This window comes from Muriicola sp. Z0-33, assembly GCF_026126425.1.
In the GTDB taxonomy this organism is placed as follows: Bacteria; Bacteroidota; Bacteroidia; order Flavobacteriales; family Flavobacteriaceae; genus JAFMPW01.
The window spans coordinates 218,645-241,527 of the sequence record NZ_JAFMPW010000006.1; the positions used below are offsets into that span (position 1 = coordinate 218,645).

General features: G+C 39.7%; 24 protein-coding genes. 21 read left to right on the plus strand and 3 right to left on the minus strand.

The features are described 5' to 3' along the window. Positions 1-62: 62 nt before the first annotated feature. The 3 genes from J1G40_RS10675 to J1G40_RS10685 form a co-directional block, all read right to left on the minus strand. The gene (locus J1G40_RS10675) at positions 63-1,460 is read right to left on the minus strand and encodes a short-chain fatty acid transporter (RefSeq protein ID WP_265242624.1); all 1,398 of its coding nucleotides are present in this window, start codon (positions 1,458-1,460) and stop codon (positions 63-65) included. 90 nt (positions 1,461-1,550) lie between these two features. Then, positions 1,551-1,961, minus strand: coding sequence for a tRNA (adenosine(37)-N6)-threonylcarbamoyltransferase complex ATPase subunit type 1 TsaE (gene tsaE / locus J1G40_RS10680; RefSeq protein ID WP_265242625.1), 411 nt, complete (start codon positions 1,959-1,961; stop codon positions 1,551-1,553). 13 nt (positions 1,962-1,974) lie between these two features. Continuing rightward, positions 1,975-3,519: a PglZ domain-containing protein gene (locus J1G40_RS10685; RefSeq protein ID WP_265242626.1), complete on the minus strand. Its 1,545-nt coding sequence runs from the start codon at positions 3,517-3,519 to the stop codon at positions 1,975-1,977. Positions 3,520-3,653: 134 nt separating this feature from the next. Here J1G40_RS10685 and J1G40_RS10690 point away from each other — a divergent pair, with 134 nt between their 5' ends. The 21 genes from J1G40_RS10690 to hisF all read left to right on the plus strand — a co-directional run bounded on the left by J1G40_RS10690 (position 3,654) and on the right by hisF (position 22,843). Then, entirely contained in the window at positions 3,654-4,889 is a 1,236-nt protein-coding gene (locus tag J1G40_RS10690) for an HD domain-containing protein (protein WP_265242627.1), read from the plus strand. A gap of 162 nt (positions 4,890-5,051) precedes the next feature. Then, the gene (gene lpxD, locus J1G40_RS10695; RefSeq protein WP_265242628.1) at positions 5,052-6,077 is read left to right on the plus strand and encodes a UDP-3-O-(3-hydroxymyristoyl)glucosamine N-acyltransferase; all 1,026 of its coding nucleotides are present in this window, start codon (positions 5,052-5,054) and stop codon (positions 6,075-6,077) included. Beyond that, positions 6,070-7,476 carry a bifunctional UDP-3-O-[3-hydroxymyristoyl] N-acetylglucosamine deacetylase/3-hydroxyacyl-ACP dehydratase gene (locus J1G40_RS10700; RefSeq protein WP_265242629.1) on the plus strand — a complete coding sequence of 469 codons (1,407 nt, stop codon included), beginning with the start codon at positions 6,070-6,072 and terminating at the stop codon, positions 7,474-7,476. Before lpxD ends, J1G40_RS10700 begins: the two co-directional genes overlap by 8 nt. A 1-nt stretch (position 7,477) precedes the next feature. After that, on the plus strand, positions 7,478-8,263 hold the full coding sequence (lpxA, locus tag J1G40_RS10705) for an acyl-ACP--UDP-N-acetylglucosamine O-acyltransferase (protein WP_265242630.1): 786 nt from the start codon (positions 7,478-7,480) through the stop codon (positions 8,261-8,263). Between the two features lie 4 nt (positions 8,264-8,267). Further along, entirely contained in the window at positions 8,268-8,831 is a 564-nt protein-coding gene (efp, locus tag J1G40_RS10710; protein ID WP_265242631.1) for an elongation factor P, read from the plus strand. Positions 8,832-8,872: 41 nt separating this feature from the next. After that, on the plus strand, positions 8,873-9,808 hold the full coding sequence (locus J1G40_RS10715) for a UDP-3-O-(3-hydroxymyristoyl)glucosamine N-acyltransferase (RefSeq protein ID WP_265242632.1): 936 nt from the start codon (positions 8,873-8,875) through the stop codon (positions 9,806-9,808). Between the two features lie 66 nt (positions 9,809-9,874). Beyond that, positions 9,875-10,747, plus strand: coding sequence for a succinate--CoA ligase subunit alpha (gene sucD, locus J1G40_RS10720; protein ID WP_265242633.1), 873 nt, complete (start codon positions 9,875-9,877; stop codon positions 10,745-10,747). Positions 10,748-11,017: 270 nt separating this feature from the next. After that, positions 11,018-11,764 carry a 3-oxoacyl-[acyl-carrier-protein] reductase gene (gene fabG / locus J1G40_RS10725; RefSeq protein ID WP_265242634.1) on the plus strand — a complete coding sequence of 249 codons (747 nt, stop codon included), beginning with the start codon at positions 11,018-11,020 and terminating at the stop codon, positions 11,762-11,764. A 16-nt stretch (positions 11,765-11,780) separates the two neighbouring features. Further along, a complete protein-coding gene (locus tag J1G40_RS10730) occupies positions 11,781-12,095 on the plus strand; it encodes a YbjQ family protein (RefSeq protein ID WP_265242635.1) in 315 nt (104 codons plus the stop codon). 7 nt (positions 12,096-12,102) lie between these two features. After that, positions 12,103-12,228, plus strand: a complete 126-nt coding sequence (locus J1G40_RS10735) for a hypothetical protein (protein ID WP_265242636.1) — start codon at positions 12,103-12,105, stop codon at positions 12,226-12,228. A gap of 3 nt (positions 12,229-12,231) precedes the next feature. Continuing rightward, entirely contained in the window at positions 12,232-14,265 is a 2,034-nt protein-coding gene (locus J1G40_RS10740; RefSeq protein WP_265242637.1) for a vWA domain-containing protein, read from the plus strand. 10 nt (positions 14,266-14,275) lie between these two features. Next, entirely contained in the window at positions 14,276-15,091 is an 816-nt protein-coding gene (locus J1G40_RS10745) for a prohibitin family protein (RefSeq protein WP_265242638.1), read from the plus strand. A gap of 224 nt (positions 15,092-15,315) precedes the next feature. Then, positions 15,316-16,173, plus strand: a complete 858-nt coding sequence (gene hisG, locus J1G40_RS10750) for an ATP phosphoribosyltransferase (protein ID WP_265242639.1) — start codon at positions 15,316-15,318, stop codon at positions 16,171-16,173. Then, positions 16,173-17,456, plus strand: a complete 1,284-nt coding sequence (gene hisD, locus J1G40_RS10755; protein ID WP_265242654.1) for a histidinol dehydrogenase — start codon at positions 16,173-16,175, stop codon at positions 17,454-17,456. Before hisG ends, hisD begins: the two co-directional genes overlap by 1 nt. A gap of 59 nt (positions 17,457-17,515) precedes the next feature. Further along, the gene (gene hisC / locus J1G40_RS10760; RefSeq protein ID WP_265242640.1) at positions 17,516-18,568 is read left to right on the plus strand and encodes a histidinol-phosphate transaminase; all 1,053 of its coding nucleotides are present in this window, start codon (positions 17,516-17,518) and stop codon (positions 18,566-18,568) included. Then, positions 18,568-19,704 carry a bifunctional histidinol-phosphatase/imidazoleglycerol-phosphate dehydratase HisB gene (gene hisB, locus J1G40_RS10765; RefSeq protein ID WP_265242641.1) on the plus strand — a complete coding sequence of 379 codons (1,137 nt, stop codon included), beginning with the start codon at positions 18,568-18,570 and terminating at the stop codon, positions 19,702-19,704. The genes hisC and hisB overlap by 1 nt, the downstream gene beginning before the upstream one ends. Before the next feature lie 76 nt (positions 19,705-19,780). Beyond that, positions 19,781-20,365 carry an imidazole glycerol phosphate synthase subunit HisH gene (gene hisH / locus J1G40_RS10770; protein ID WP_265242642.1) on the plus strand — a complete coding sequence of 195 codons (585 nt, stop codon included), beginning with the start codon at positions 19,781-19,783 and terminating at the stop codon, positions 20,363-20,365. Positions 20,366-20,368: 3 nt separating this feature from the next. Further along, complete coding sequence (locus J1G40_RS10775; protein WP_265242643.1) at positions 20,369-20,776, plus strand: GNAT family N-acetyltransferase; 408 nt, start codon at positions 20,369-20,371, stop codon at positions 20,774-20,776. 17 nt (positions 20,777-20,793) lie between these two features. Then, on the plus strand, positions 20,794-21,570 hold the full coding sequence (locus J1G40_RS10780) for a 1-(5-phosphoribosyl)-5-[(5-phosphoribosylamino)methylideneamino] imidazole-4-carboxamide isomerase (RefSeq protein WP_265242644.1): 777 nt from the start codon (positions 20,794-20,796) through the stop codon (positions 21,568-21,570). Continuing rightward, the gene (locus J1G40_RS10785; RefSeq protein WP_265242645.1) at positions 21,567-22,082 is read left to right on the plus strand and encodes a DinB family protein; all 516 of its coding nucleotides are present in this window, start codon (positions 21,567-21,569) and stop codon (positions 22,080-22,082) included. The genes J1G40_RS10780 and J1G40_RS10785 overlap by 4 nt, the downstream gene beginning before the upstream one ends. Before the next feature lie 5 nt (positions 22,083-22,087). Beyond that, complete coding sequence (gene hisF, locus J1G40_RS10790) at positions 22,088-22,843, plus strand: imidazole glycerol phosphate synthase subunit HisF (protein ID WP_265242646.1); 756 nt, start codon at positions 22,088-22,090, stop codon at positions 22,841-22,843. Positions 22,844-22,883 lie beyond the last annotated feature (40 nt).

Consider the following 22,883-nt stretch of genomic DNA (forward strand, 5'->3'; position numbering starts at 1 on the left):
CATCCTTTGGGTCTTAAGAAATTGATAACTACAGTCACCTCAAGCAAAAAGATACTTCCTTTTTATAGTGGCATCCATACCACCATTGCCGATTGAATAATAAAAAATAACACAAAAGGAATTACAAAATAACCCATGATATCCCTTGCCTGAATTTTAATGCCCTGGCCCATAATGGGAAGCACAATCAGTAAATAGAAGGGTTGCAGTAAATTACTAAGGCTTTCACCGTAGGCCACAGACATCGATGCTCTGGAAATCATCTTAGTCAGCTGTTCCTGAGGAAGTCCGGCACCAAGCTCCTTTACAGCATCAATAATGCTGGGTCCGACTACCGCAAATTCACCCCCTGCAGAGGGAATGGCAAAATTAATTACTCCCCCTGTCAGATAAGCAAAAAAGGGATAGTTGTCTATGGTGGCCACTGCAGCCAAAATTTGTCCCAGTTGAGCGCCCAGTCCGGTATATAGCATTATCCCCATGATTCCGGCATAAAAGGGATATTGAAATAAAATGCCCGAAACATTACTGCTGGCCCGTTTCATAGCAATTACATACCTGGACGGTGTCTGGTGTAATAACAGGCCCACAATCAAAAAAATAAAGATCATGATGTTAAAGTTTAGATCGAGTCCACGGGAAGCAAAATGATACACGATATACACCAGGCCCATCAGAACAATAACCATCTGAATCAGGGAATTGTTATTTAATTTGTCAGAAACAGCATTAAACGGAAGTTTTAAGTCGGACGCTTCTTCTTTAATGCTTTTAGATTCTGACACAAAATCTGATGACATTAAATCTTTTAACTCTTTATTCTCCGCGGATTTTGGTTTTATAAACAGCAGTAGAAGGGGAGAGCCTATCACGATAATAGCCATCATAGCAATGTTTAAACCAGACTGCAATGTGTAGCTGGTAGCAATTACATCATTAAGTACCCCTGTACTAATTAGAAAATTATTCTCCGAGTTGAGCAATAAAGGAATACTGCTCGATAATCCCAGTACCCAGCTACCCATTGAAAAATATACACAGGCTACCAGGTATGGATAATTTACGCCCTCAACCCTTTTTGCTAATTCTCTTGCAAGCACACAGGCTATTACCACCCATCCAAAACTTATCAGACAAAGCAGGCTACCCATAAGTACAACAAAAAAGTAAACCTGAGCCGGAGTTTTAATGTGTCTTGCCAGTTTGTCTATTCCCTTTTTTATAACAGGAGACAGGGCAATGCTAAAACCGGTGATGATAATCAGCACAATCTGCATAGCAAATGCCAGTAAATCAAAAAAACCTTTGTACCAGGATGATACAACCTCAAGCGGTTCCGCACCTATCCAGAATAATGCGCCTAAGGCGGTTATAAGAGTTAGAAGTATGGCAAAGACAAAGGCATTGGGCATGTATTTCAGAAAGAGGAGTGTAAATTTCTCGCCTAATATTTTTATCATGTAAACTTTTTTTGAGTTTACCACATATCCTAAGTGCGGTTGCTTCTAAATATACCACAAATGCAATTAAGATTACAATAGAAAAGTTACTTAAACGATTTCCAGGCGCCTGGATTGCCGATCTATAATTTCAATATGGATTTCTGTTCTATTGGCCGGTAATAAGGAAGTTATCTTTTCAGGCCATTCTATAAAGATCCATACATCCTGATAAAGATAATCTTCCAGACCCATATCCAGGGCCTCCGTTTCTTCTTCAATCCTGTAAAAATCAAAATGGTATCCAAGGAGTTCACCGGCTGTTGTATGGTATTCGTTAACCAAACCAAATGTCGGACTACTGGCAGGGTCAGCACCCTCCAGCTCTTTAACCATGGCCTTAATTAGAGTAGTTTTTCCGGCCCCCATCTCCCCGTAAAAACACAGGGTTTTTGAAGCAGCATTAGCTAATATTTTGGCCGCAGTTGCCGGCAACTCTTCTTCTGTGTATGCTATATTCATTTAAAATATCAGGCTATCTCGGGTCCAGTACAACAAACGGAATTATCATTTCTTCCAGGGATACTCCTCCGTGCTGGTAACTGTTGCGGTAATAGCTCACATAATGGTTATAATTATTAGGGTAAGCAAAAAACAAATCGTTCTTGGCAAAAATAAAAGAACTGCTCATATTTATGGTGGGTAAATGAATTTTACCAGGATCGCGGGCTTCCAGAACATCCTTTTTTTCATAGGTAAGGCTGCGCCCGGTTTTATACCGCAGATTTAAACTGGTTTCTTTATCTCCTATTACTTTGGATGGCTGCTTTACATTAATAGTGCCATGATCTGTTGTTAATATCAGTTGCATGCCCATTTGTTGCGCCTGCTGTATAATTTCTAAAAGCGGAGAATTCTTAAACCAGCTTTTTGTCAGTGACCTGTAGGCTTTATCATTAGATGCCAGTTCTTTAATTACTTCCATTTCTGTTTTTGCATGGGATAGCATATCTACAAAATTATAGACGATTACCGTAAGATCATTGTCTTTTTGAGATCTGAAGTTTTGTGATAAATGCCTGCCCTGCTTCAGGCTGCTTATTTTGTGATATTCCCATTTAATATCCAGACCAAGTCTTTTGAGTTGTGCCTCCAGAAACTTATTTTCAAAGAGGTTTTTACCTCCTTCATCCGTATCGTTCTTCCACCATTCCGGGTATTTCTTTTCCATGTCTAATGGCATAAGCCCGGAGAAAATTGCATTCCTTGCATATTGGGTAGCCGTGGGGAGTATACTGTAAAAGGGCTTTTCTTTAATTTTTTTATAGAAGGGGTTCAGGGCATCCTCAAAGGCAAACCATTGGTCGTACCGTAAGTTGTCTATAACTACAAGTAAAGTTGGTTTATCCTTTATTACAGGTTGTATCCATTCACGAAAAAGCGTGTGAGACATCACAGGGGCATCATTTTCATTAAACCAGTCGGCATAGTTTTTTTCCACAAACTTCCCAAACTGACTGTTCGCCTCTACTTTCTGCGATTCCAGTATTTCAAACATGCCGGAATCTTCAATTTCTTCTAGCTGTAATTCCCAATAAATCAATTTTTTGTAGAGTTCTGCCCATTCCTCATAGGTATTTACCATGGAAAGATCCATGGAAATTTTTCTAAATTCCTGTTGATAGTTAGACGTGGTCTTTTCTGAGATCAATCTTGAATGGTCCAGGTTTTTCTTTAATGAGAGTAATATTTGATTAGGATTTACAGGTTTTATAAGGTAGTCTGCTATTTTGGAGCCAATGGCTTCCTCCATAATGTACTCCTCTTCACTTTTGGTGATCATTACCACAGGAAGTGTAGCATCAATAACTTTGATTTCATTGAGTGTTTCCAGTCCTGAAATACCCGGCATATTTTCGTCCAGGAATACAATGTCAAAACGGGTATCGTTTATTTCCTGCAGGGCATCTTGTCCGCTTTTACATGTAACTACTTCATAGTTTTTTGCTTCCAGAAATAGTATATGCGGTTTTAGCAAATCTATTTCGTCATCTACCCAGAGGATTTTTATTTTAGTCATATAGGATACTTAATTTAAAGTGTCGGCAAAAAAGCTTCATATTACTGTTAGGCTTAGTTTAAGGGAATGCCTGTTAGATAGTCTCTAATTTCATTTGCATAACTTTGAACTTTAAAGCGATTAAAAATCTGAACTTGAAAAAACAGAACAAGCTTAAAATATTGAACGATCCAATTTACGGATTTATTAGAATACCAAATACGCTTATCTTCGAGATCATAGCCCAACCTTATTTTCAAAGACTCCGCAGAATTTCGCAAATGGGGCTTTCCTATTTGGTATATCCGGGAGCACATCATACCAGGTTTCACCATGCTATAGGAAGTATGCATCTTATGAAGCAGGCCATACAAGTGCTTCGTTTTAAGAAAGTTGCTATCTCTGAGGAAGAAGAGAAAGGACTGCTTTGTGCTATACTGTTGCACGATATTGGGCATGGCCCTTTCTCCCATGCGATGGAAAATAGCATAGTGGAAGGAATTAATCATGAGCGCATTTCCGGATATTTTATGGAGGAACTCAATACCAAGTTTAACGGAAGTTTAACGCTTGGCATCCGGATATTTAAAGGGACATATGACCGAAAGTTCTTAAATCAATTAGTGTCTAGTCAATTAGATATGGACAGGTTGGACTACCTTAAACGGGATAGTTTCTATACAGGAGTTGCAGAAGGCAATATAAATGCCGAACGTTTAATTACAATGCTAACCGTTCATAATGATGAATTAGTGGTTGAGGAAAAAGGAATTTATTCCGTAGAAAAATTTCTAATGGCACGAAGATTTATGTATTGGCAGGTATATCTTCACAAAACGGGCCTGGTAGCCGAACAATTACTTATTCGTACATTAAAAAGGGCCAAGGAACTTCATTCTGAAGGGATTAGATTGTCCTGTAGTAAACCGTTGCAATTTTTTATTGAAAACAAAATAACCAATGAAAATTTTGATGCTGATAAGCTAAAGCTTTTCGCTCAATTAGACGATGTGGATATTCTTTCTGCCATAAAAGTATGGCAATTTCAATCAGACTTTGTGCTTTCCAGCTTATCTAAAATGATATTAAATCGGGAGTTGTTGAAGATTACAATAAAAGACAAACCAATTTCTGATGCTAAATTCAGATCCCATTTAGATGATTTTATGGACAGACATGGACTCTCTGCACATGAGGCCGGTTATTTTGTATTTACCGGGACCATATCTAACAAGGCGTACGACCAGGATTACCAGAATATAAATATCCTTAAAGGAAACGGCAAAATAGTAGATGTAGCTAGGGCTTCGGATCATTTAAACCTGGCAGCTCTTACCAAAACAGTTGAAAAGTACTATATGTGTTTCCCCGAAGATGATTTAATAAAATAGGAATGTCGAAGAATGACCGTAACTATTGATTTTCTTTTTGGGCAATCCTAAAAACCAGGATGTACTATACAGGTATTTTGGATGATAGAAACAGATAGAATCCATTAAGCAATTTTTCTTACTTTTGTGCACATCGATCACATAGGCACTAATTTTTTACTATTGGAATTCACGGCTAGTCAGATTGCAGGTATTTTAGAGGGAGAAGTAGAGGGGAACCCAGAGATTGCCGTTCACAAATTAGCAAAGATTGAAGAAGGCGAAGAGGGCTCTCTTACATTTTTGGCAAATCCTAAGTATACCCCTTATATATATAGTACTGCCGCTTCCATTACAATTGTAAATCGCGATTTTGTTCCTGAACATACCATATCTACTACCTTGATCAAGGTGGATGACGCCTATCAGTCATTTTCCAAAATACTGGAATATTACAATGAGGTTAAATTCAACAAGTCGGGAATAGAAAGTCCGGTTTACGTTTCAGAATCTGCTTCTCATGGCAAGGATTTTTATATGGGAGCCTTTTCCTACTTAGGGAATAATGTCGTCATTGGCGATAATGTAAAAATATTCCCCAATGTATATATAGGCGACAACGTTAGCCTTGGGGATAATGTAATTGTTTTCGCAGGTGCAAAAATATATTCTGAATCTATAATAGGTAAAGGCTGTGTAATACATAGTGGAGCCATTATAGGAGCTGATGGTTTTGGCTTTGCTCCCAGTAGAAATGGAGAATTTAGTAAAATACCCCAGACCGGTAATGTCATCCTGGAAGATCATGTGGATGTCGGAGCTGGCACAACAATAGACAGGGCCACTCTTGGGTCTACTATTCTTAGAAAGGGTGTAAAACTAGATAATCAGATTCAGATTGCACATAATGTAGAAATTGGGGAACATACTGTAATAGCTGCACAGACGGGGATTGCAGGTTCAACAAAAATTGGCAAAAACTGCTTAATAGGAGGACAGGTTGGAATTGTAGGTCATATCACCATAGGGGATCGCGTTAAAATTCAAGCGCAATCGGGAATAGGAAGAAATGTAAAGGATGGTGAGATTTTACAGGGATCACCTGCTTTAAATTATGCAGATTACAACAAATCATATGTCCACTTTAAAAATTTGCCTAAGATCGTAAATAGATTAGACCACATTCAAAAAACTGAAGACAGTGAGTGATACTACTGCAAGGCAACGCACTATTGCTAAGGAAATAACGCTTACCGGTGTAGGATTACATACCGGTGAAAATGTTACAATGAAATTTGTCCCCGCTCCGGAGCATCATGGATATGCCTTTAAACGGGTCGATCTGGAAGGGGAACCCATCATTGAAGCCGATGCCAATTTTGTTATTAATACCCAAAGGGGAACCAATCTGGAAAAGCACGGGGTAAAAATCCAGACTTCGGAACACGTTTTGGCCGCTCTAGTCGGCCTGGAAATAGACAATGTGCTTATAGAATTAGATTCTCCGGAACCGCCAATTATGGACGGTTCTGCAAAATACTTTGTCGAAGCGCTGGAAAAAGCGGGAATTGTTGAGCAGAAGGCCGAGCGGGAAGAGTATGTTGTAAAAGATGTCATCAGTTATAAAGATGAGGGTACCGGAAGTGAAATTACTATTATCCCTTCAGATGAGTACCAGATTACCACAATGGTAGATTTCGGCACTAAAGTTTTGGGAACACAAAATGCAACCCTGGAGCACATCACAGACTTTAAAACCGAGATCGCCGATGCCCGAACATTTAGTTTTCTGCATGAATTGGAGATGTTACTGGAACACGGGTTAATTAAAGGGGGCGATCTTAATAACGCCATAGTATATGTGGATAAGGAGATTTCCGACACAACTATGAAACGTCTGGAAAAGGCATTCAACAAAAAGAAATTATCTGTAAAGCCCAACGGGATACTGGATAACCTGACCTTGCATCAGCCCAATGAAGCAGCTCGTCATAAATTACTTGATGTAGTCGGGGACCTTGCCCTTGCTGGCACCAGAATTAAGGGTAAAGTAATTGCAAACAAACCCGGTCATTTTGTGAATACCCAATTTGCTAAAAAACTTGCCAAGATTATCAAGCAGGATAAAAGGAATAATGTTCCAAATTACGATCTAAATAAAGCTCCCCTAATGGATGTTACGGAGATTATGAAGATGTTACCGCACAGACCGCCTTTTTTGCTTGTAGATAAGATACTGGAACTTTCAGAATCTCATGTGGTAGGAGTCAAAAATGTGACCATGAACGAGCCTTTTTTCGTTGGTCATTTTCCAGGAGCTCCGGTGATGCCCGGGGTACTTCAGGTGGAGGCAATGGCCCAGACAGGAGGTATTCTTGTTTTGAGCACTGTCCCTGATCCTGAAAACTACCTTACCTTCTTTATGAAAATCAACAATGTGAGATTTAAGCGACAGGTGGTGCCGGGAGACACACTAATTTTTAAATGTGATTTGATTTCCCCTATTCGCAGGGGAATTTGCCATATGCAAGCCTATGCTTATGCCAATGGAAAGTTGGTATCAGAGGCCGAGCTGATGGCTCAGATTGTAAAAACCAAATCGGACTAGGATGAATCAACCACTGGCATATGTTCACCCGGGGGCAAAAATTGCAAAAAATGTAGTAATTGAACCCTTTTCCACCATTCATAATAATGTACGTATTGGTGAGGGCACCTGGATAGGTTCTAACGTCACCATTATGGAGGGGGCTAGAATAGGAAAGAATTGTAATATTTTCCCAGGAGCGGTCATATCTGCCCCTCCTCAGGATCTTAAATACAGGGGAGAAGAAACCACTGTAGAAATTGGCAATAACACTACAATCAGGGAATGTGCCACTATACATAAAGGCACATCTGACAGGATGAAGACGGTAGTTGGAAAGAATTGCCTAATCATGGCCTATTGTCATATTGCTCATGACTGCCTTATTGGAAACAATTGTATTTTTTCTAACAATTCTACTCTTGCAGGTCATGTTACCATTGGCGATAATGTTATTCTTGCCGGTTTGGTAGCTGTCCATCAATTTGTTTCTATTGGAAACCACGCCTTTGTTACCGGGGGCTCCCTGGTAAGGAAAGATGTGCCTCCCTATGTGAAGGGTGCAAGAGAACCCATGTCTTATGTTGGGATCAATTCTGTTGGACTCAGACGCCGGGGATTCAAATCTGACAAAATCAGAGAGATTCAAAATATTTATAGAATACTATATCAGAAAAATTACAATAATACACAGGCCGTTCAGATCATTGAAGCAGAGATGGAAGCAACTCCAGAAAGGGATGAAATTCTTCAGTTTATAAGAGATTCTCAGCGCGGTATAATGAAAGGCTATTTTAGCACAAGTTAAGAATATGGCAAGTACATCAGACATTCGAAAAGGGTTATGCATCAGGTATAACAACGATATTTATAAAATTATCGAGTTCCTTCATGTTAAGCCGGGCAAAGGCCCTGCTTTTGTTAGAACTAAACTGAAAAGTGTTACCTCTGGTAAAGTCCTGGACAATACTTTCTCTGCCGGGCATAAAATTGAAGATGTCAGAGTAGAGACCAGATCGTACCAGTTTCTTTATTCGGATGGAGAGACCTACCATTTTATGAATACAGACGATTACAATCAGATTGCGCTTCAGGAAAGCGCTTTAGATGCTCCTGGTTTGCTAAAGGAAGGAGAAGTGGTCACCATCCTTTTTAATACAGAGGATGCCATGCCATTGTCCGTAGATATGCCTGCTAGTGTGGTGCTCGAAGTTACTCATACAGAACCTGGTGTAAAAGGAAATACAGCAACAAATGCCACCAAACCAGCAACCGTGGAAACCGGGGCCAGACTTAATGTCCCGCTATTTATAAATGAAGGAGATAAGATTAAGATAGATACCGGTAGTGCCACCTATATGGAAAGAGCAAAGTAATTGTCATTAACAAGATTTAATTTAACGCTAATACATTTCGTTTGAAATTCCCAGAACCCCAGGCCTTAAAACAAATCGCTGCAATTCTCCAGTGCGAATATGAAGGAGCAGATGATTTTGAAGTATTGGGCATGAATGAAATCCATGTAGTGACTCCTGGTGATATTGTCTTTGTTGATCATCCAAAGTATTACGATAAAGCCCTTGAGTCTAAGGCTACAGTGATATTAATTAATAAAAAAGTAAGCTGTCCACCCGGAAAGGCATTACTAATCTCAGAAGACCCATTTAGCGATTTTAATAAACTAAGCAGTCATTTCAGGCCATTTGTCAGTGCCAGTTCGTCAATTTCCCCTTCAGCCAAAATTGGTCGGGATACCATTTTGCAGCCCAACGTTTTTATTGGTAATAATGTAAGTATTGGAGATAACTGTATTATACATGCCAATGTATCTATCTATGACAACAGCATAATAGGTGATAATGTCATTATACATTCAGGTACAGTTTTAGGAGCAGATGCATTCTATTTTCAGAAACGCCCCCACGGCTTTGATAAACTGCTTTCCTGTGGCCGTGTAGTTATTGAAGATAATGTTGAAATTGGTTCACTTTGCAGTATTGATAAAGGGGTTACGGGAGACACTATAATAAAAAAAGGAACCAAATTAGATAATCATGTGCAGGTAGGCCATGATACAGTGATAGGAGAAAACTGCCTTATTGCGGGTCAGGTTGGGATTGCAGGCTGTGTAGTTGTTGAAGACGAAGTTACCCTCTGGGGTCAGGTAGGTGTAATCAGCGCAATTACTATTGGCAAGAAGGCAGTAGTTTTGGCCCAATCCGGAATTGCAAAATCGCTTGAGGGAGGTAAAACCTATTTTGGCAGTCCGGCCGAAGATGCTCGGGAAAAGATCAAGCAGCTGACGACCATGAAAAAATTGCCCGAGATCATTCAAAAACTAAAGGAACAATAGCGGCAGAAAACTTTAATAATCGTCGGCAAACACATATTTTTGTCAAACATATAAAACCAACAATAAATGAGTGTTTTAGTAAATAAGAATTCCAAGATTATCGTTCAGGGTTTCACAGGCAGCGAAGGAACGTTTCATGCTCAACAAATGATAGAATATGGCACTAATATAGTGGGTGGTGTTACCCCGGGTAAAGGAGGGCAGGAGCATCTTGGAAAACCTGTTTACAATACTGTTGAAGAGGCTGTACAAAAAGCGGGGGCAGATACTACAATTATTTTTGTGCCTCCGGCATTTGCTGCTGACGCTATTATGGAAGCGGTTGCTGCCGGGATTAAGGTAATTATTACCATTACAGAAGGCATCCCAATTGCAGATATGGTTAAAGCGTATGATTACATAAAAGGAAAGGACTGTACCCTTGTGGGGCCTAATTGCCCGGGAGTCATTACGCCGGAAGAGGCTAAGGTAGGGATCATGCCAGGATTTGTTTTTAAGAAAGGTGGTGTAGGGGTTGTTTCTAAATCGGGGACGCTTACCTATGAAGCTGCTGACCAGGTTGTTCGCCAGGGACTAGGAATAACGACGGCTATTGGGATTGGTGGTGATCCTATAATTGGAACCACTACAAAAGAGGCTGTAGAGTTGCTTATCAATGATCCTGAGACAGAATGTGTTGTAATGATTGGAGAGATAGGAGGACAACTAGAAGCAGATGCAGCACAGTGGTATAAGGCCAGTGGAAGCAAAAAGCCTATCGTAGGTTTCATTGCAGGGGAAACAGCTCCTGCCGGAAGAACCATGGGGCATGCAGGGGCAATTGTAGGTGGAAGTGATGATACAGCACAGGCCAAAAAGCAAATTATGCGAGATTGCGGCATACATGTAGTAGATTCACCAGCAGAAATTGGCATTAAGGTCAAGGAAGTGATCGGATAGTCCTAAGTATGTTAAAGTTTTTACAATAGATTAAAATTTTGATCCATCAGCCTTTATTTTAGATTGATGGATTTTTTTTTGCCTTATTAGATCATCGTGAGAAATGATTACTATTTTTAGTTGTCCTGACATTTATTTTTGCAAGCTTCCAGAATTATAATAACCTGGGAGTACAATTGCGGGTCCATGATTACTTTTTCAATTGCGAAAAACTATTACCGCTTAAATCTTTATATACAGAAAGAATAATAACAGCCTAAATAAGACCAAATGAAACTTTTAGAAGGAAAAAATGTAATTATAACTGGTGCCAGCAGAGGTATTGGGATGGGAATTGCAAAGGTTTTTGCCGAACATGGGGCAAATGTTGCCTTTACCTATAGTTCTAGTGAAGCTCCGGCCTTAGCCCTTGAAAAGGAACTCACCGCCAAAGGGGTAAAAGCAAAAGCGTATAAGAGCAATGCCGCAAGTTTTTCTGATGCCGAGGAGCTTGTAGCCAATGTGCTTGAAGACTTTGAAGGAATAGACGTCCTTATAAATAATGCTGGGATAACAAAGGATAATCTATTGATGCGCATGGGAGAGGAAGATTTCGATACCGTAATTGAAATCAACTTGAAATCCGTTTTCAATATGACCAAAGCGGTACAGCGTACCATGTTAAAACAACGGAAAGGGTCTATAATTAATATGAGTAGTGTTGTTGGTGTCAAGGGAAATGCGGGCCAGGCCAATTATGCTGCCTCAAAAGCAGGTATGATAGGGTTTACTAAATCTGTTGCTCTGGAACTTGGGTCAAGAAATATTCGGTGCAATGCAATTGCTCCTGGTTTTATCGAAACTGAAATGACCGGTAAACTAGATGAAAAAACAGTTCAGGGATGGCGAGATGCTATTCCATTAAAACGGGGAGGAACACCTGAAGATGTAGCCAATGCCTGTTTGTTTCTTGCATCAGATCTTTCGGCCTACGTCACAGGACAAGTGATGAACGTAGATGGGGGTATGTTGACTTAATGATAAAAGTGGAAGTATGATTTTTGTAACAACTGAAGGAGTCGCTGGGAAAGAAATTGCCGAAACCCTGGGAACGGTAAGAGGTAGTACGGTGCGTGCGAGAAACATTGGCAGGGATGTATTTGCCGGGCTAAAGAATTTAGTAGGAGGGGAGATCTCTGAATATACCAGTCTGTTAGCAGATGCCAGAGAGCAAGCCATTTCCAGGATGCTCTCGGATGCAGAACGCATAGGGGCGGATGCCATAGTAAATGTAAGGTTTAACACCTCCCAAGTGATGCAGGGTGCTGCCGAGATGCTGGCCTACGGGACGGCGGTTAAATTAAAATAGTATAAGAATGGAGGTATTTCCCATTTTGTTGATCATTGCATTCTATGCAGCGATAGCAGCAATTCTTATCTATTTAATTGTTAAAAGAATAGAAGCGAAAGGCAAAGAAGATTTTGAGAAGCGAGATAACTAATAGATGCAAATAGCAACGGTACTACTTATCATATTGTCGGCCATAATTGCCCTGGCCATAGTATTTTACCAGTATTTTTATAAGACGAAACGAAATAATACTCTTTATATCCCACTAGGATTACTAAGATTTCTGGCCATATTCTCTTGCCTGCTCTTACTCATCAATCCAAAATTTACCAAGACAGATTATACCCTGGAGAAAGCCAATCTGGTATTACTATTAGATAATTCCTCTTCAATAGATAGCGAAACAGAAAAAGCACAATTAACTACCTTACTGGAAACTTTACAATCCAATAAAGAGGTTCAGGATAATTTCAGATTCGGTTCATTTGGTTTCGGACAGTTTCTCAATGCTTCCGACAGTCTTTCACATGCTGAAAAAACCACGAATATCAGCAGGGCGCTATCATCTGTAAATGACATTTATTCTGCGGGTATAACCGCTGTTATTTTGGCTACTGATGGCAACCAAACCCTGGGAGAAGATTATGAATACTTTGGAGGAAAACAGCAACTTCCTGTATACCCCATTGTGATTGGCGATACTACGAGGTACTCAGATTTACGTATAGACCAATTGAATATCAATAAATATGCTTTCCTGAAAAATCGGTTTCCAGTAGAAATTTATAGTTCCTACCAGGGTGAAGGAAATATCAATAGTTTTCTTACCATTACCATGGACGGGCAAACAGTGCATAGAGAACAATTGCGGTTCGACAATACAACCACTTCCAGAATTACCAATACATTAATTACGGCAAGTACTGTTGGAATAAAAGAAATAAAAGTGAATATCTCAGCTCTGGAAAACGAAAAAAACCTTGCTAATAATGTTAGAGAATCAGCGATTGAGGTGATAGATGAAAAAACAAACATCGCCATTATTTCTGAGGTGCTTCATCCGGATATAGGAGCTTTAAAGAAAGCAATAGAAAGTAATGAGCAAAGGTCTGTTGATATATATTACCCCGGTACCTCTGTAAAAGACCTGGAAGAGACAGATCTTTTTATTCTTTACCAACCGGGGCGTTCTTTTAGAACTGTTATGCAGTATATCAAGGACAAAGGGGCGGCCAAATTTACCATTACTGGGGCTAGAACAGATTGGCGGTTTCTGAACGAAGTTCAAAATAGCTTTATAAAAAACAGCTTTAATCAAACTGAAGAAGTGTTTCCTTTACAGAATGCCGGATTTGGAATTTTTGACGCAAGTAGTTTTTCTGTGGAGGATTTCCCACCTCTTGAAGGTTTTTTAGGCGAAATATTGATAACCAAATCCCATGATGTGATTCTTGAACAGCAAGTAAAAGGGATTGCTATAGATGAACCATTGCTTTCTATTATTGGCAATGAAAATGAAAGGGAAGCTGTACTTTTTGGGGAAAACATCTGGAAATGGAGGGCACAGTCCTATCGGAATAATAAGGACTTTAAAAATTTTGATGATCTCATTTCCAGGATTGTCCTCTACCTCTCTTCCAATGCACCCAAAAGTAGACTAACACTGGATTACCAGAACACCTTCCAGGAGATTGGGGAGGCGTCTATTTCTGCCTCTTATTTTGATGAAACCTTTGTTTTTGACAACAATGCGAGCATAAGTCTCATGCTGAAAAATACTGAAAATGGTGCCTCCCGTGAGATCCCAATGTTACTTATGAATGGTTACTATAAAGCAGATCTTAGCAACCTACCCCCGGGGCCTTATAATTTTACAGTGAAAGTAGCTAATGAGAATATTACCAAATCTGGAAATTTCAAAATGCTGGATTTTGATGTTGAAAAACAATTCTTTTCAAGCGATTATGAAAAGTTACAGCGATTAGCAAATGCCACCAATGCCGAATTGTTTTTTCCAAATGAAGTAGAGAATTTAATTGACAATTTACTGGCCAGCCCACAATTTGTTCCCACGCAAAAAAGCAATCAAAATGTCGTATCTTTAGTTGATTTTCGACTGTTGTTAGGGATTATAATCGCATCTTTGGCAGCCGAATGGTTTATAAGAAAGTATAACGGACTAATTTAAAATAGAACACATGGACAAATTACCAAGGATTGCCTTACCGGCAATATTTATTATCATATTATTAATCATACTGGTTTCAAAATCAGCTGTAGTTATTGGCTCTGGTGAAGCCGGGGTATTATACAAAACACTTGGAGACGGAGTGGTAACCGATGAACCACCTCTCGGAGAAGGTTTTCATATCGTAGCCCCATGGAACAGGGTCTTTGTCTATGAAGTTAGACAGCAGGAGGTTTTTGAAAAAATGAAAGTACTTTCCTCTAACGGATTGGATATTCAACTCGATGCATCAACCTGGTTTCAGCCAAAATATGAGGATTTGGGTAAATTACACCAGGAAAAAAGTGAACAGTATAAAGAACGAATCCTTTTACCTGCTATAAGATCAGCTGCACGCTCCGTGGTGGGTAGATATACTCCGGAGCAGCTATACTCCAGTAAAAGGGATGCCATCCAGGTAGAAATTTATGAGGAAACCAAGAAAATAGTAGACGACCAATACATTCAGTTGAATGAAGTCCTGATCAGGGATGTTACATTACCCCCTACAATTAAGGAGGCTATTGAGCGTAAATTAAAGCAAGAGCAAGAATCACTGGAATATGAATTTAGACTTGTTACTGCTGCAAAAGAAGCTGATAAAGTCCGAATTGAGGCTCAGGGTAAAGCAGATGCCAATAAGATTTTAAGCGCATCTCTTACAGATAAGATATTACAGGATAAAGGGATAGACGCCACTTTGAAAATGGCCGAATCCCCTAATTCAAAAGTAGTAGTAATAGGATCTGGTGGAGATGGCCTGCCATTGATACTGGGTAACAATTAATTGGAATAAATTTTTGAGATTTCAAAATAAATTCTACTTTTACAGTGTAATGAAAGGAATTAAAGTACATCATCATTTTTACTCTGGCACTCGAGCGAGGTAATAATGTATTGTTGTATTTCAAGATATATCTACCCGTTTGAGTAATCAAACGGGTTTTTTAATTATTGGTTTGTTGGTTTTCAAAAATCGAGAAACTGTTTTATTTTTTAAATAGAAGTGCTATGGATAAGATAAAAATTGCCATTCAAAAATCTGGTCGTCTTAATGAAGACTCTTTAAGGATATTAAAAGACTGTGGAATTTCTATAGATAATGGAAAAGATCAGTTAAAAGCTCAGGCCAGAAATTTCCCCATGGAAGTGCTCTACCTTAGAAACGGTGATATTCCGCAGTACCTGCGGGATGGGGTGGTAGATATAGCAATTATTGGGGAGAATGTATTGATAGAGAAAGGAACAGACATCCAGTTTATGGAAAAGCTGGGATTCTCCAAATGCAGGGTGTCTCTCGCAATACCTAAATCTACTTCCTATAGTGGAATAAATGATCTGGATGGTAAACGGATTGCTACTTCCTATCCAAATACAGTTAATAGGTATCTGGAAGAGAGGGGAGTATCAGCAGAATTACACATCATTAATGGCTCGGTGGAAATAGCTCCTAATATAGGGCTTGCCGATGCCATATGTGATATTGTTTCCAGTGGGAGCACGCTCTTCAAGAACAACCTTAAGGAAGCCGAGATAATGCTGAAAAGTGAAGCAGTGCTTGCAGTTTCTCCAAAAATTGATCAGGAGAAATCAGAAATTCTCGAAAAACTCAGATTCAGGATTAATTCTGTTTTGCAAGCCAGGCAATCCAAATACGTTCTAATGAACGTTCCAAACGATCGATTGGAAGACATATTAAAACTTCTTCCTGGCATGAGAAGTCCAACAGTTTTACCCCTTGCAGAAGCCGGGTGGAGTTCGGTACATACTGTTATAAAGCAAGATACTTTTTGGGAGGTAATAGATGGTCTGAAATTGGCAGGTGCAGAAGGTATACTGGTATGCCCTATCGAAAAAATGGTGCTATGATGAATAAGATAATGAATCCTGAAAAATCTTCCTGGGAGACTCTCCTGGAGCGTCCAACGCAAAACCTGGACGATATTGAGGAAATTGTAAATTCAGTTTTTCAGGAGGTAAAAGCAAAAGGGGACAAGGCTGTAAAGAATTATACAAAGCAATTTGATGGGGTTACACTAAGTAATCCTAAAGTAGGCGAGGTAGAAGTTAGCGAGGCCTGTGCAATGGTGCCGGATGCTCTTAAAAAAGCTATCAACGCAGCCAAAAACAACATCGAAAAATTCCACGGGGCGCAAAGGACTACTAAAATAGAAGTAGAGACCACCCGCGGGGTACAATGCTGGCAGGAAAAAAGGCCTATTCAGAAAGTAGGATTGTATATTCCGGGAGGGACAGCCCCATTATTTTCGACAATATTAATGTTGGCGGTACCAGCGGGCCTGGCGGGATGTAATCAAATAGTATTGGTTTCTCCACCTGACAAAAATGGGAAGATTCACCCGGCAATTTTGTATACCGCCCAATTATGTGGCATTGAGGAAATATACAAAATAGGAGGTATACAGGCGATAGCGGCGCTGACCTTTGGCACGGAAACAGTACCATCTGTTTATAAAATTTTTGGTCCTGGCAACCAATATGTTACGGTGGCTAAACAAATTGCAACCAAACACGGAGTTGGGATAGATATGCCGGCTGGCCCAAGTGAACTCCTGGTAGTTGCAGACCGGAGCGCCAATGCATCCTTTATTGCATCAGATTTACTAAGCCAGGCAGAACATGGTACGGATAGTCAGGTTATTCTTGTTACTACTTCCGAAAAATTAATGCAGGAAGTGGAAGCAGAAATTGCCGTGCAAATTGAAGATTTACCCAGGAAGAAGATTGCCGAAAAAGCGATTGAAAACAGTAAACTGATCTATTTAGAAAATGAATTCCTGGCCATAGAATTAATCAATAATTATGCGCCTGAACACTTGATAATTTGCAGTAATAAGGAAGATTTTTATTTAGAACAAATTAGCAATGCAGGCTCTGTGTTTATAGGTAATTATACCCCGGAAAGTGCCGGGGATTATGCTTCGGGTACTAACCATACTTTACCAACAAATGGTTATGCAAGACAATACAGTGGCGTAAATCTTGACAGTTTTATGAAAAGCATCACCTTTCAGAAAATATCAGAGAGCGGGTTAAAAAATATTGGTCCGACCATTGAGTTGATGGCCGAAGCTGAAGGGCTTCAGGCACATAAAAATGCGGTAACCATAAGATTAAATAGTTTAAAATAGATGTACTTCCTATTACGGTTGGATACTACATTTCTAAATGGAGATTTAAGTTAGTTTGTATGAAGTCGAATTTCAACATTGATGCGCTGGTAAGGGAAAATGTAAAATCATTACAACCTTATTCTTCCGCCAGGGACGAATTTAAAGCTTCCTGGAGTGAAGACCTTGTATTTTTAGATGCCAATGAAAATCCGTTCGAAAATGGAGTTAACCGCTATCCGGATCCTCAGCAGCACATTTTGAAATCTAAAATGGCCGAAATTAAAAACATTGAGACAGCACAAATGCTCCTGGGAAATGGGAGTGATGAAGTGTTGGATCTGCTATTTCGGGCGTTCTGTGAACCCAATGAAGACAATGTTATAACCATGCCTCCAACCTACGGTATGTACGGAGTGCTCGCAGGAATAAATGCGGTTGAGAATAGAACTGTTTTCCTGACGGATGACTTTGAGCCCAATACAGATGAAATTTTGAAAAAGGTCGATAGCAACACCAAGATTATTTTTATTTGCTCACCGAATAACCCGACTGCAAATAGTTTTTCAGATGAGATAGTGGCAGAGATTATAGAAAAATTCAATGGCCTGGTGGTGATAGATGAGGCGTATATCGACTTTTCTGAACATGAAAGTTGGACACGAAAATTATCGAGCTTTCCTAATTTGGTGGTAACGCAGACATTATCTAAGGCCTATGGAATGGCCGGGATTAGACTGGGAATATGCATGGCCTCTGAAGAAATAATAAATATCTTAAACAAGATAAAACCGCCTTACAATGTCAATGAACTGACACAAACAAGGGCATTAGAACAAATTTCGAACCCTGAATTGATAGCTGCTGAAGTAGCTGATATTCTAAGGGAAAGAAAGCTCTTGATTAAGGCTTTAGAACCAATTGGATGTATAGAGCATATTTTTGACACAGATGCTAATTTCCTTCTGGTCAGGGTTGATGATGCCCAAAAACGTTATATACAGCTTATTGAAATGGGCATAGTGGTAAGAAACAGGAGTAAGCAGCCACTTTGCAATAATACTCTGCGATTCACTGTAGGGACACCAAGTGAAAATAAAAGACTAATCAGTACCTTAAAAGCATTGGACTAATGGGAAAAAAAGTACTATTCATAGATAGGGACGGCACAATAATTAAGGAGCCCGAGGATGAACAAATTGATAGTTTTGAGAAGTTGGAATTCTATCCAAAAGCGTTTGCTTTCCTTGGTAAAATAGCCAGAGAACTCAATTTTGAACTCGTTATGATAACCAATCAGGATGGACTTGGAACTGAAATTTTTCCGGAGGCATCTTTCTGGCCTGTTCATAATTTTATAGTAAAGGCCTTTGAAAATGAAGGAGTGGAGTTTAAGGAGATTTTTATAGATAGGACTTTCCCAAAAGACAATGCCGATACCAGAAAGCCGGGAACAGGAATGTTGACCAGCTATTTTGACAATGCGTATGACCTGGGTGCTTCATATGTAATTGGAGACAGGCTTACAGATATAGAACTGGCCAAAAATCTCGGAGCCAGGGGTATATTTATGAATGATAATACTCAGCTTGGGGTAGAAGAGATCACAGTGGAGAAAAAGGAACTGTCTAACTATATAGCGTTGGAGAGTAATGATTGGGAGAAAATATACGAGTTTTTAAAAGTGGAATCCCGTATTGCTGAAATTTCCAGAAAGACCAAAGAGACAGATGTTTTTATAAAGTTAAATCTGGATGGCAGCGGAAATAGCGACATTAAAACCGGACTTGCTTTTTTTGATCATATGTTAGATCAGCTTGCCAGACACGGGCAAATGGATCTTGAAATCAAGGTCAAAGGAGATTTGGAGGTAGATGAGCACCATACTATTGAAGATACGGCAATTGCCCTTGGAGAAGTTTTTCACAAAACCCTGGGAAATAAATTAGGGATAGAGCGCTACGGGTTCTGCCTGCCAATGGATGATAGTCTGGCGCAGGTTGCCATAGATTTTGGCGGCCGTAATTGGTTGGTTTGGGAAGCAGAATTCAATAGGGAAAAGGTAGGGGACATGCCCACAGAAATGTTTCATCATTTCTTTAAATCTTTTACAGATGGCGCAAAGGCCAATCTAAATGTTAAAGTTGAAGGGGCCAATGAACACCACAAGATCGAAGCCGTGTTCAAGGCTTTTGCCAAAGCCATAAAAATGGCGGTAAGACGCGATGTGGAAAAAATGATTTTACCCAGTACAAAGGGAATGTTGTAAATGAACTTAAAGTGTTCCACCATACAGACGACAAATAGTTCATTAGCAGTGAGGAGTCTCACTAAATTCAGAATCAATGAAAATTGTAATAATAAATTACGGCGCAGGTAATATTCAAAGCATAAAGTTTGCCATAGAGCGGCTAGGCTATGAGGCCTACCTAAGCGACGATCCTCAGGAAATTATTGCGGCCGATAAAGTAATTTTCCCCGGAGTTGGTGAGGCAAGTAGTGCAATGAGGAAGTTAAATAATAGCGGACTCAAGCAAATAATCAGAGACCTTAAACAGCCTGTCCTGGGGATATGTCTGGGAATGCAACTTATGTGTAATTATTCTGAGGAAGGTAGCACGGAAGGCCTGGGGATTTTTGATATAGATGTACTTAGGTTTTCTAATGCAGTAAAAGTTCCACAGATAGGATGGAACCAGATAAGCCAACTAAAAACACCTCTTTTTGAAGGGATACGGGATAAGGAATATGTGTATTTAGTTCATAGTTATTACGCCCCGGTTTGTAAGGATACCATTGCAATATCGGAATATGAGCTCCCTTATAGCGCAGCTTTGGGCAGGGACAATTTTTACGGCACACAATTCCATCCCGAAAAGAGCAGTTCTCCCGGGGAAAAGATGTTGAAGAATTTTTTAGAAAAAATATGAATCATGAATTGCAGCATTTCCACAAATAAAGACAAATTAGATGTGATGGCGATTTATGAATATATACACATAAAATCGTATTGGGGTAAGAATCGGACATTAGAGGACGTACAGCTCTCCATAGACAATAGTCTTTGTTTTGGAATGTATGATCAGAATGATAAACAAATAGGGTTTGCGAGAGTTGTTACAGACTTTGTTGTGTTTGCATATTTGATGGATGTGATTATTTTCCCGGAGGTTCAGGGTAAGGGATATGGGAAACAACTTATGCGCTTCATTTTGAAACATAAGTCCCTTAAAAAAGTGCAGACTTTTGCTCTTAAGACCAGGGACGCTCAAGGGTTGTATACACCATTTGGGTTTCAAAGCGTGGGGAACTCAAAGCTGTGGATGGCCATGGATAGCTAAGTTTATTTATAGATGTTATGAGAATAATACCGGCGATAGATATTATAGAAGGAAAATGTGTCAGGCTCTCTAAAGGGGATTATAGCACCAAAAAAATATATAATGAGCGCCCTTTGGAAGTAGCCAGAGAATTTGAGGCCAATGGTATTCAGTACCTGCATTTGGTAGATCTTGATGGGGCTAAATCCAGGCATATTGTAAATCATAAAGTACTGGAGGAGATTGCTTCTAAAACCAATCTCAAGATAGATTTTGGCGGGGGGCTTAAAACTAATGAAGACCTTAGAATAGCTTTTGAAAGCGGGGCCGATCAGATTACCGGAGGAAGCATTGCCGTAAGCGATAAAGAAACTTTTAAAACCTGGATCGCTGGTTATGGTCCTGATAAAATAATACTGGGAGCAGATGCGCTAGATGAGAAAGTTGCAGTTTCCGGCTGGCAAAAGGAATCCGGAGAAGATTTACTGCCTTTTATAAAATCTTACCTAAAGCAAGGAATTAAATATGTCATTTGCACCGATATCAGTAAAGATGGGATGTTGCAGGGACCATCTTTTGATTTGTATAAAAAGATTATTGATCAAACGGCTATAAACAAGACAACTGTAGGATTAAGTGGGGTGGAGGACCAGAAAGTACCTGGTTTAAAACTCATCGCCAGTGGGGGAATTTCCTCCTTTGACGAACTGCCCCAGCTTAAAGAAATAGGTTGTGATGGGGTAATAATAGGAAAAGCCATTTACGAGAATAGAATAACATTAAAACAGTTGCAAGACTATATTATAAGGCTATGAAAAAAGCAAATGAACTGCGACAGGAAATTATTGAAAATGCGCTTTATAGGTTAGATGAGAGCACCAGAATGATCCGAAGCAGCCTTTCTTTTCTGCAGGAGGAGGATATTTGGAAGAAGCCTAATCCCAACTCCAATAGTGTAGGAAATTTAATCCTCCACCTTTGCGGTAATATGCATCAGTATGTATTGGCAGCTTTAGGAAACACTGAGGACATCAGAGAACGCGATAGCGAGTTTTCCTCAGAACCAGGTCTTTCGTCATCAGCGCTAATTGATATGCTTCAAAGAAAGGTAGATAAAGTAAAAGAGACCATCAGTTCCTGTACGTTAAAAAATATGCTATTTAGACGAAAGGTACAGGGGTTTAATTTATCCGGAGCAGGTATAATAATGCATGTAGTGGAGCACTATTCTTATCATACCGGACAGATAGCATACTGGACAAAAATTTTAAAAGATCAGGACCTTGGATTTTATGATGGGATCGATTTAACCACAAAAAACAATTGATAAAAATGTTGGCAAAAAGAATCATTCCTTGTCTCGATATCAAAAATGGCCGTACCGTAAAGGGCGTAAATTTTGTTGACCTAAGAGATGCCGGAGACCCTGTGGAGCTCGCTGATATATACGCAAGAGAAGGGGCAGATGAACTAGTGTTTCTAGATATTTCAGCAACAGAAGAACGCAGAAAAACCCTTGCTGAACTTGTTTATCATGTAGCCGAAAAAGTTAATATTCCATTTACTGTTGGCGGAGGCATTTCGTCTGTTGAAGATGTGGATGTCTTGCTGCATAACGGTGCAGACAAAGTATCTATTAACTCCTCGGCCGTAAAAAATCCACAATTGATAAATGATCTTGTCGCAAAATTTGGATCGCAATGCATAGTTGTGGCCATTGATGCAAAGCAAATTGATGGCGAGTGGAAGGTACACCTGGTTGGAGGTAAGGTCCCTACAGAAATAGATTTGTTCAAATGGGCTAAGGAAGTAGAAGAGCGCGGAGCCGGGGAAATACTATTCACCTCAATGGACCATGACGGCACTAAAGAAGGTTTTGCGAACGAAGCCCTGGCTAAACTATCAACTTTATTAAACATTCCCATAATTGCTTCGGGAGGAGCAGGAAATATGCAGCATTTTGTAGATACCTTTACCAGTGGAAAAGCAGATGCGGCATTGGCTGCAAGTGTTTTTCACTTTAAGGAAATGGAAATAAAACACCTCAAAGAAACATTGCAAAATAAAGGAATAGCAGTAAGATTATAACGGTCCGAGCCGGGTTCTCACCGTATCGGGCAAAAATAAA